Raw genomic sequence first — 9,336 nt, 5'->3', positions numbered from 1 at the left:
ACCCGGCGCTGACGGGGTGCCTCCCCCGGAGGGGGCACCCCCAGCGCCCCAGCGGCACGACTGCCCGCAGCTGGGCTGCGTCTACGGCGCCACCCAGTCCCGCCGCTGCGTCGCCTGTGGCCTCGGCCGTCGGCGGGCCGCAGTCGCCGTGCGGCGGGAAGGGGGCGTGCCGGGGGGTGCCCGCCCGCAGCGTGCGGCGAAAACGCAGGGCACGAACCTGAGGCACAGAGCGTCGCACCGAGGACGGACACCCCCCGGCGCGCACCCGACCCACCCACCGCGAGCAGGCGCTACCGCAACCACGCACCCTCGGACACGGGCCGCCGCAGGCACTCAGGGGCGCGGGGAACTGCGCGAGAACCCCCACCGGCCCGCGGTGAACAACGAAACCCCAGGCACCCCACAAGGGGCGCGGGGAACTGCGCACAAGGGCCCTACCGGCACGCCGGTGGGGGCGACCGGCGTCAGGACAGGTGGCCGTAGCGGCCCCGGAAGTAAAGGAGCGGCCCGCCCCCACTCCCCGGCACCTCCGCCGTCAGCACACGCCCGATGACCAGCGTGTGGTCCCCCGCCGTGACCCGCTGCTCCGTGCGGCACTCCAGCGTCGCCAGCGCCCCGCCCACCAGTGGCGCCCCGCTGGCTTTCCCCCGGACGTACGGGATGTCCGCGAACAGCAGCCGGTCGCTGATGCGTCCCTTCATCGCGAACCGCCCGGCGATGTGCCGCTGGCTCTCGGTGAGCACGGACACCGCCCACAGCGGCTGCTCGGCGAGGAGGTCGTCCATGCGGGAGCCCTCGCGCAGGCTGACGAGGACGAGCGGCGGGTCGAGGGAGACGGACATGAAGGCCGTCGCGGTCATACCGACGTCCTCGCCCTCCGGCGCGTCCGGGTCGTCGGGGTCGAGCGGCGGCTCCTGCGCGGTCACCAGGACCACGCCGGCGGCCAGCCGGGACATGGCGGCGCGGAACTCGTCGGCGGTCACTCCCTCAGCATGCCCGCTCGGGGCGGGCACAGCGGGGGTGATCGGGACGGCGGCGGCAGGGGAGGTGTTCAGCACACCGGAAACGCTAGTCTCCGCTTCATGACGCACACATCGGTCCCCGGCCCGAACTCCGACCTACGAGGCGGGTCCTAGGACCAGTGACCGAGCGCACCGAGTGCACCAACCGCACCGAGCGGTGACCAACCGCACCAACCGCACCAACCGCACCGAGTGCACACCAACCCCGCCGAGCGGCGATCAACCGCACCAACCCCATGCCGCATACTCGCAAAGGATCCGACCAGGAAACGCACAGGAGAATCGCAGAAACTGCACGCAATTGTTCACGTTCTGCTGTGACTTGAGTCACAAGGGCCATTAATTGTTGACCCTGTGTACCGAGTGGGCAGCGCGCTGTGATTCAGTGGCGGAGACCGCTGAAACTGCGAACCGCTGAATCCGGAACCGCGAGCCGCGACCCCGACACCGCGACCGCCGGTCCGCCGAGACCGCGGCCCGCAAGGACAGTACGCCGAACACAACCCTTGATTCGCTGCGAGGTCTCGGGGGGAGGGCGAGCATGGAGACCGAGTCGGAGCCCTACGTCCGTCTTGCGTCCCTGCGACAGCTGCACCAGGTCATGGCGGACATGAACACCGCACGCAGCCTGGCGGACACGCTGCAGACCGTCGCCGACGGCGTCGTCACCGCCCTCGGCTACGAGCTGGCGTGCGTCAACCTCGTCCGCCCCGACGGCGACCTCGTCGTCGCCGCCTTCGCCGGGAACGCCGCGGCCGAGGCCCTTATCACCGGCCGCGTCGGCTCCCGCGAGTCCTGGGAACGTCGGCTGAACATGGGCGAGACCTGGGGCGACCTGGTGTTCATCCCGCACACCGAGGGCTGGGTCCTCGACGACGACGACGTCCCCCAGTGGTACACCGACGGTCCCGCCCCCCGCTTCGAGGACGAGTGGCACCCCGCCGACCGCCTCTTCGCGCCGATGTACGCACCCGGCGGCCAGGGCAACCCGCACGGCGAGCTGATCGGCGTGATCTCAGTCGACCGACCCCGCAACGGCCGCCGCCCCGGCGCCTGGGGCCGCGAGGCATTGCAGATGTACGCCTTCCAGGCGGCGATAGCCATCAGCAACGCCCGCCTGCGCTCCAACATGCAGCGCGCTCTGGTCCGCCTCGAACGCGAACAGCAGGCCCTGCGCGCCAGTGAGGAAAGCTTCCGCCAGGCCTTCGAGTACGCCCCCTCCGGCATGGCCATCGCCGAGATGGGCGGCGAGCAGCACGGCCGCATCCTGCGCACCAACGACGCCCTGTGCCGCCTCCTCGGCCGCCCGGCGAGCGCCATGCGCCGCTACTCCTTCTCCGACCTGGTCCACCCCGAGGACATAGGCACCCTGCTGCGCACCTCCGCCGAGGGCGGCCGGGCCGAGCTGCGGCTGGCCCGCCGCGACGGCACCTACGTGTGGGTGAGCCTGCGCAACTCCGTCGTCGCCGACACCGCCGACGGCCCCCGCTTCCTCCTCACCCACGTCGAGGACATAGAGGAACGCAAGCGCCGCGAGCTCCAGCTCGCCCACCGCGCCTCCCACGACTCCCTCACCGGTCTGCCGAACTCCGCCGAGCTGCGCGCCCGGCTCTCCGCCCGCCTGTGCCAGCGGCCCCAGTCCACGCATCCCGCCGAGGTCGACGCGTACGAGTCGTACGACTCCACGTACACCCACCCGGCCGTCTACGACGCCAACGGTCACGGCTTCGACTTCCGGCCGGGCGCGGACCCGTACGACGCCTACGACCACCATGTGCACACCGTCGCCCCCGAGGAGGGCCGCGACGACGGCACAAAGGGGCTCGCGGTCCTCTTCTGCGACCTCGACGGCTTCAAGACGATCAACGACCGGTTCGGGCACAACGCGGGCGACGCCGTCCTCATCGAGGTCGCCCGCCGGCTCAGCCGGGGCGTCCGCGACGGCGACACCGTCGCCCGGCTCGGCGGTGACGAGTTCGTCATCCTCGCCGACGGGCTCGGCCGGGCCGACGCCCAGGACCTCGCCGTACGCCTGCGCAACGAGATCATCCAGCCGATCCGCGCCGAGGGCCGCGCCGTCCGGGTGGGCGCCAGCTTCGGCATCGGCTGGGCGCACTGCGGCATGACAGCGGACGAAGTCCTCAAGTCGGCCGACGAACGTATGTACGTCGAGAAACGATCTCGTCCCAAACAGCACCGGCGCGCCGGATGACGCCCAGGTCAGTGCGGTGATGCGGTCCGAGTCACCCGTTTGGGTCTTGAGAAGCGGGTAGGCTCGCCCTCTGCGATACCTGACGTGAAGACGACACGCGATACCGCGCGGCACCCCGCGCGATACCGCGACGTACGACCGCATCCGCCCCGCACCTGTTGAGGAGTACGAAGGGATGACGCCCGGCAACAACGGCCAAGGCACGCCCGAGGACGACGACCCGTTCGGCTACCTCTACGCCGACGGACAGGCCAGGGGAGCCCAGCCGCCCTCCGGTGGTTACGGCTACCCCAACTCGGTCAGCCGGGTCCGCACGGTCGGGGAGCGGCAGTACGGCCAGCAGCAGCCCACCGCGCCCTACGGCCAAGTACCGCAGCAGCAGGGCGCGTACGGCAGGCCCCACCCGCACTACGCCGCCCCGGAGACCCTGCCCGGCGGCGGCGCGCCGACGCCCCCGCAGCAGCCCGCGGGCCGCGGCGGCTCCGGCCGGGGCCGCGGCCCGAACACCAAGGGCCTGCTGATCGGCGCGGTCGCGGTGGTCGCCGCGGTGGTCGTCGGCATCGGCGTGGCCATGATGAACGGCGACGACGACAAGAAGAACGACGCGAGCGCCGACCCGACGCCCACCCAGACGCAGAGCAGCGAACCGAGCCCGTCGGCGAGCAACTCCGCCGCAGGGCAGGACGTGGAGCTGCCGAAGATCGACGCGAAGGCGCTGCGCCTGACGGGCACCGCCGCGCTCGCCTCCGACGTGCAGGGCGCCCAGGCCGACGGCGGTATATACGTCGGCGGGCTCAACCAGGTCGGCTCCTCGGTGACCTGGACGGTCAACGGCATCCCGCAGGAGGGCACGTACACGCTCTTCTCCCGGTTCAGCGCCACGGGTGAGGACCAGTCGATGACGCTCACCGTCAACGGCAAGGTCTTCGGCAGCAAGCTGAACCTGGGCAACTTCGCGCACGCCGCCGAGGGCGACTTCGCCAAGGGCTGGACGGAGACCTACGCCTGGCCGACGCTCTCCGAGGGCACGAACACGATCACGCTGTCCTGTGAGGCCGGCGACAAGTGCAATGTGCTCCTGGACCAGTTCTGGCTGAAGAAGGGCCAGGTGAAGCGGTAGCCGGCAGCCCCTGGGGCGCTGCCCCGAGGGCCCGCCCGGCGGGCGTCAGGCCGCGCTGGCCTCGGGGGTCACCGACACCTGGTCCAGCAGCTTCTCGTATGTGCACCGGTCGAACTCGCCGGCCGTCGGTGCCGTGACCGCCGCCGCGGACAGGGCCGCCGCGCGGGCCAGGCGGTCGGGCCAGGGCAGGCGGTCCGCGTGGGCGGAGAGCAAGCCCGCGACGGCCGCGTCGCCCGCGCCGGTCGGGTTGCCGCGCAGCCGGGCCGGGGGCGCGGCACGCCAGCGGCCCTCCGGGGTGAGGGCGAGCAGGCCCTCCGCGCCGAGGGAGGCGACGACCGCGCGGGCACCGCGGCGCCGGGCATCCTGCGTGGCGCGCAGCGGCTCGTGCGAGCCGGTCAGCTCGGCCAGCTCGTCGGCGTTCGGTTTGATCAGGTCGGGGCGGGCCGCGACCGCGCGGCGCAGCGGCTCACCGCTGGTGTCCAGCAGTACCGGCACGCCCGCGGCGCGGGCCGTGCGGACCAGTCCCGCGTACGCGCCGACGGGCAGCCCCTGCGGCAGGCTGCCGCACAGGGCGACCGCGGAGGCGGACGCCAGCAAAGCCTCGTAGCGGTCCTGGAAGGCGTTCCACTCGCCCGGGGTGATGGCGGGGCCGGGTTCGTTCAGCTGGGTGGTGTCGCCGGACTGCCCGTCCACGACGGCGATCGTGCGGCGCGTGGCGCCCTCGACCGGCACCAGCGCGTCGACGAGGTTCGGTGTGGCGGTCAGCAGTTCCCTGACGACCTGGCCGGTCGCGCCGCCCGCGAAGCCGGTGACGGTCACCTCGTGGCCGAGGGCGGCCAGGACCCGCGCCACGTTCACGCCTTTGCCGCCCGGCCGTTCCAGGACCTCGGAGACCCGGTGGGAGGCGTGCGGGCGCAGGGACCGTACGCGATAGGTGATGTCGAGAGCGGTGTTCAGCGTGACCGTGAGGATCACCTGGGCCGACCTCCCCCGAGACGTGTGCTGATGTGGACATTCCCGGGCCCGATCATGCCAAAGAGACGGCGGTCGGCCCAGTCCTCGGACCGGCCGCCGTGCGCGGCGGGGCTGAGGAATCAGCCCAGTCGGGGGGCAACCACCCAGGTGCCGCGGCGCATCACGCCCCGTACATCGAAGTGTTCGTCGAGCAGGACCAGATCGGCGTCCTTGCCGGGTTCCAGGGAGCCGACGCGGTCGGCGAGGCCGAGCAGCCGAGCCGGGTTGGCCGACAGCGCCGCCACGGCCGCTTCGATCGGCAGCCTGTCGACGGTGACGGCTCGTTTGAACGCGCGGTCCAGGGTGAGTGTCGAACCGGCGATCGAACCGCCTTCCACCAGACGGGCGACGCCGTCCTCGACCTCCACCTCCAGCGGGCCGAGCATGTAGCGGCCGTCGCCGAAGCCGGCGGCGTCCATCGCGTCGGTGATGAACGCGACGCGGTCAGCGCCCGCGTGATGGAACGCCAGTTCCAGTGCGGCCGGGTGCAGATGGACGCCGTCGTTGATCAGTTCGACGGTGACCCGCTCGTCCTCCAGCAGCGCCGCGATCGGGCCGGGCGCGCGGTGGCCGAGCGCGGGCATCGCGTTGAACAGGTGCGTGGCGACGGTGGCGCCCGCGTCGATGGCCTCGACGGTCTGCTCGTACGTCGCGTCGGTGTGCCCGATCGCGGCGATCACGCCGTGGTCCGCGAGGAGGCGTACGGAGTCGATGCCGCCGGGCAGTTCGGCGGCGAGGGTGACCATACGGGCGTGGCCGCGGGCCGCGTCGACGAGTTTGCGGACCTCCGCCGGGTCGGGGTCGCGCAGCAGTTCCTCCGAGTGGGCGCCCTTGCGGCAGGGGGAGATGAAGGGCCCCTCGAAGTGGATGCCCGCGATGTCGCCCTGCTCGGCCAGCTCCGACAGCAGGCCGGCGCGGTGGGTGAGGAAGTCCATGTCGCCGGTGACGGTGGAGGCGACGAGGGTGGTGGTGCCGTGCCGGCGGTGCGTCTCGATGCCGGTGAGGACCTCCTCGACGGTGCCGGAGGTGAAGGAGGCACCGCCGCCGCCGTGGTTGTGCAGGTCGATGAAGCCGGGGACCAGATAGTGGCCGCTGACGTCCACGATCCGGGCGTGCTCCGGGGCCGCCGTGCCGTCGTCGGGGCCCGCGGCGGCGATCCGGGTGCCGTCGACGGTGACCCGGCCGCCGGGGACCGGCCCGGTGGGCAGGACCACCGTGGCGCCGGAGAGGATCAGGGGGGTGCGGTCGGTCGCCGGCTGGGGGGTGCCGCCGGCCGGCCGGGCGGTTCCCTGCACTCCTGGGGCGGTTGCCATCAGGCCGTTTCCTCCTTGCGGTCGGTGGTGTCGAGCAGGTCCCAGGCGAGGAGTCCGGCACCGAGGCAGCCGGCCGTGTCGCCGAGCGCCGCCGCGACGAGGGGCGGCCGGCTCTGGAAGGTGAGGCGCTTCGAGACGGCGTCCCGCAGCGGTGTGAACAAGGTTTCCCCGGCCTCCGCGAGCCCGCCACCGATGACGATCGTGCCGGGGTCCAGCAGGGTGAGGGCGGTGACCAGGCCGTCGGCGAGGGCGTCCACCGCGTCCCGCCAGATGCGGACGGCGTTCGGGTCGCCGGACGCGACGGCCTTCGCGCAGTCCGCGGCGTCCGCGTCCGGGTCGCCGCAGGCCCTCGCCCAGGCCTCGCTGACGGCGGCGGCGGAGGCGTACCGCTCCAGGCAGCCGCGCTGACCGCACGGGCAGGACACGCCACCGGGGCGTACGACGACATGGCCGATCTCGCCCGCGCAGCCGTGCGCGCCCGCCTCCACGCGGCCGTCGATGCCGATCGCGCCGGCGATGCCGGTGCCGAGCGGCACGAACAGGAAACGGTCGGCTCCGCGGCCCGCGCCGATCCGGCCCTCGGCGAGACCGCCGGCCCGCACGTCGTGGCCGAGGGCGACGGGGATGCCGCCGAGGCGCTGGGTGAGCAGCTCGCGCAGGGGCAGATCGCGCCAGCCGAGGTTGGCGGAGTACACGGCGACGCCCTGCCGTTCGTCGACGATGCCGGGTACGGCGACACCGGCCGCGCTCGCGGGCTCGCCGAGGTGCTGCTCGCCGTACGCGCGCAGGTGGGCGGCGAAGTCGAGCACGGCGTCGGCGACGGCGTCCGGGCCGCGGTCGCGGCCGGTGGGCCGGCGCGCCTGGTGGAGCAGCTCGCCGTCCGCCCCGACCAGGGCGGCTTTCATCCCGGTGCCGCCCACATCCAGGGCGATGACGTGTCTCACGGGTAACAGTGTGGACCCAGGACCCGCAAGAGGTCTAGTCCACTTCCATGGTGTAGACCATAATCCGTTATCCGGAAACAGGTGGAGACCGGTCGGCGGACGACCGGTGAGGTTTGGGGAACTGGACTGTGCAGCAAGAGCGGCAGCGGCGACGGCGTACCGAGGCGACGACGGCCAGGACGAAGGCGGTCGCCGTGACAGTCGCCATCGGCCTGACCGCCCTGGCCACGGGCTGCGGAGTCTCCGGCGACGACGAGGTCACCCTCCGGCTCGTCGCCGCGGACTACGGCGACAGCGCGGCCAACACCACGAAGAAGTACTGGGACGACCTGGTCTCCTCCTACGAGGCCGACCACCCAGGCGTGAAAATCGACGTCACCGTCTACTCCTGGAACGACGTCGACCGCAAGGTCAAGGAGATGGTCGACGCCGGGAACCCGCCGGACATGGCCCAGATCGGCGCGTACTCCGACTACGCCGCCGCGGGCCGGCTCTACCCGGCGTCCGAGGTCCTCTCCATCCCCACGCAGGCCGACTTCGTCTCCCAGTTCGTGCGGGCGGGTGAGGTCGACGGACAGCAGTACGGCATCCCGTTCGCCGCGTCGACCCGGCTGCTCTTCTACAACAAGGCCCTCTTCCAGCAGGCCGGCATCACCAAGCCGCCCACCACCCGGGAGGAACTCGCCGAGGACGCCGCCGCGCTCAAGGCCGACGGGGTGAAATACCCCTTCGCGCTGCCCCTCGGGCCCGAAGAGGCCCAGGCCGAGACCATGCAGTGGCTGCTCGCCGGAGACGGCGGCTACACCGACACCGTCGGCTCCTACAGCATCGACTCCGCGCAGAACATCGACACCTTCACCTGGCTGAAGGACGAACTCGTCGGCAAGGACCTCACCGGGCCCGTCGCACCGGGCAAGCTCAACCGGGCCGCCGCGTTCGCCGCGTTCGCCGACGGCCAGGTCGGCATGGTCAACGGGCATCCCTCGCTGATGAAGATGGCCGCGAAGAAGGGCGTGAAGTTCGGCATGGTGCCGCTGCCCGGCACCGAAGGGCCCAGCCGGTCCGTCATGGGCGTCACCGACTGGATGACCGCGTTCCGCAAGAACGGGCACCGGGACGAGGTCGGCGACTTCCTCGACTACGTCTACAACGACAAGAACGTCCTCGCCTTCTCCCGCGAGTACGACCTGCTGCCCGTGACGACGTCCGCGTCCGCGGCGATGTCCGCCTCCCCGCAGGACAAGGACCTCGAACCCTTCCTGGAGCAGCTCCCGCTGTCGGAGCTGTACCCCGTCGGCAAGACGTCGTGGCCGGCGGTCAGCGCCGACATCAAGAAGCGGATCGGCTCCGCGGTGACACCCGGCGGCAGCCCGGCGGGCGTGCTGCGGCAGCTGCAAACGGCGGCGACGGCGGCGCAGGCGGCGGAGTAGGCGGCGGAGTGCTCGGTGGCGTGGGCCGTTAGGGTGCGCGCTATGACACGGGACCAGGAACTGGGCGCGCTCGAACAGGCCGTCCTCGCGCTGGAGCGGCGGGGGTTCGGGGGGCCGGGGGCGAAGGAGCGGGCGATACGGGAGGAACTCGGGCTGTCGCCCGTCCGCTACTACCAGATCCTCAACGCCCTGCTCGACGACGCGCGGGCCTTGGCCCACGACCCTGTGACGGTCAACCGGTTGCGGCGGGTGCGGGAGGCGCGGCGGGGGGAGCGGTGACG

The 9,336-nt window shown here is 72.4% G+C and carries 8 protein-coding genes; 4 read left to right on the top strand and 4 right to left on the bottom strand.

Features of this window, described 5'->3' with window-relative positions; genetic code table 11:
• Nucleotides 1-464 precede the first annotated feature (464 nt).
• A complete protein-coding gene (locus MTQ10_RS23125) occupies nucleotides 465-1,058 on the bottom strand; it encodes a flavin reductase family protein (protein ID WP_374117673.1) in 594 nt (197 codons plus the stop codon).
• A gap of 505 nt (nucleotides 1,059-1,563) precedes the next feature.
• Here MTQ10_RS23125 and cdgB point away from each other — a divergent pair.
• Nucleotides 1,564-3,234 (top strand): diguanylate cyclase CdgB, encoded by a 1,671-nt coding sequence (cdgB, locus tag MTQ10_RS23120; protein WP_247471984.1) that lies wholly within the window; start codon nucleotides 1,564-1,566, stop codon nucleotides 3,232-3,234.
• Nucleotides 3,235-3,409: 175 nt separating this feature from the next.
• Nucleotides 3,410-4,354: a carbohydrate-binding protein gene (locus MTQ10_RS23115; RefSeq protein WP_247471983.1), complete on the top strand. Its 945-nt coding sequence runs from the start codon at nucleotides 3,410-3,412 to the stop codon at nucleotides 4,352-4,354.
• Between the two features lie 45 nt (nucleotides 4,355-4,399).
• Here MTQ10_RS23115 and MTQ10_RS23110 read toward each other — a convergent pair whose 3' ends face one another.
• The 3 genes from MTQ10_RS23110 to MTQ10_RS23100 all read right to left on the bottom strand — a co-directional run bounded on the left by MTQ10_RS23110 (nucleotide 4,400) and on the right by MTQ10_RS23100 (nucleotide 7,625).
• Entirely contained in the window at nucleotides 4,400-5,329 is a 930-nt protein-coding gene (locus tag MTQ10_RS23110) for a 1-phosphofructokinase (protein WP_247471981.1), read from the bottom strand.
• Between the two features lie 119 nt (nucleotides 5,330-5,448).
• Complete coding sequence (gene nagA, locus MTQ10_RS23105) at nucleotides 5,449-6,681, bottom strand: N-acetylglucosamine-6-phosphate deacetylase (RefSeq protein ID WP_247471980.1); 1,233 nt, start codon at nucleotides 6,679-6,681, stop codon at nucleotides 5,449-5,451.
• On the bottom strand, nucleotides 6,681-7,625 hold the full coding sequence (locus MTQ10_RS23100; RefSeq protein ID WP_247471978.1) for an ROK family protein: 945 nt from the start codon (nucleotides 7,623-7,625) through the stop codon (nucleotides 6,681-6,683). The genes nagA and MTQ10_RS23100 overlap by 1 nt, the downstream gene beginning before the upstream one ends.
• A 194-nt stretch (nucleotides 7,626-7,819) precedes the next feature.
• Here MTQ10_RS23100 and MTQ10_RS23095 point away from each other — a divergent pair, with 194 nt between their 5' ends.
• Together MTQ10_RS23095 and MTQ10_RS23090 are read left to right on the top strand one after the other, a co-directional pair.
• Nucleotides 7,820-9,055, top strand: coding sequence for an ABC transporter substrate-binding protein (locus MTQ10_RS23095; protein ID WP_247471976.1), 1,236 nt, complete (start codon nucleotides 7,820-7,822; stop codon nucleotides 9,053-9,055).
• 42 nt (nucleotides 9,056-9,097) lie between these two features.
• Nucleotides 9,098-9,334: a DUF3263 domain-containing protein gene (locus tag MTQ10_RS23090; protein WP_247471974.1), complete on the top strand. Its 237-nt coding sequence runs from the start codon at nucleotides 9,098-9,100 to the stop codon at nucleotides 9,332-9,334.
• The last annotated feature ends 2 nt before the right edge of the window (nucleotides 9,335-9,336 follow it).

It is taken from the genome of Streptomyces sp. XM83C (genome assembly GCF_023072675.1).
In the GTDB taxonomy this organism is placed as follows: Bacteria; Actinomycetota; Actinomycetes; order Streptomycetales; family Streptomycetaceae; genus Streptomyces; species Streptomyces thermocoprophilus.
The sequence above is the reverse complement of the archived record's forward strand: the minus strand, read 5'-3'. Positions and strand labels throughout refer to the sequence as shown.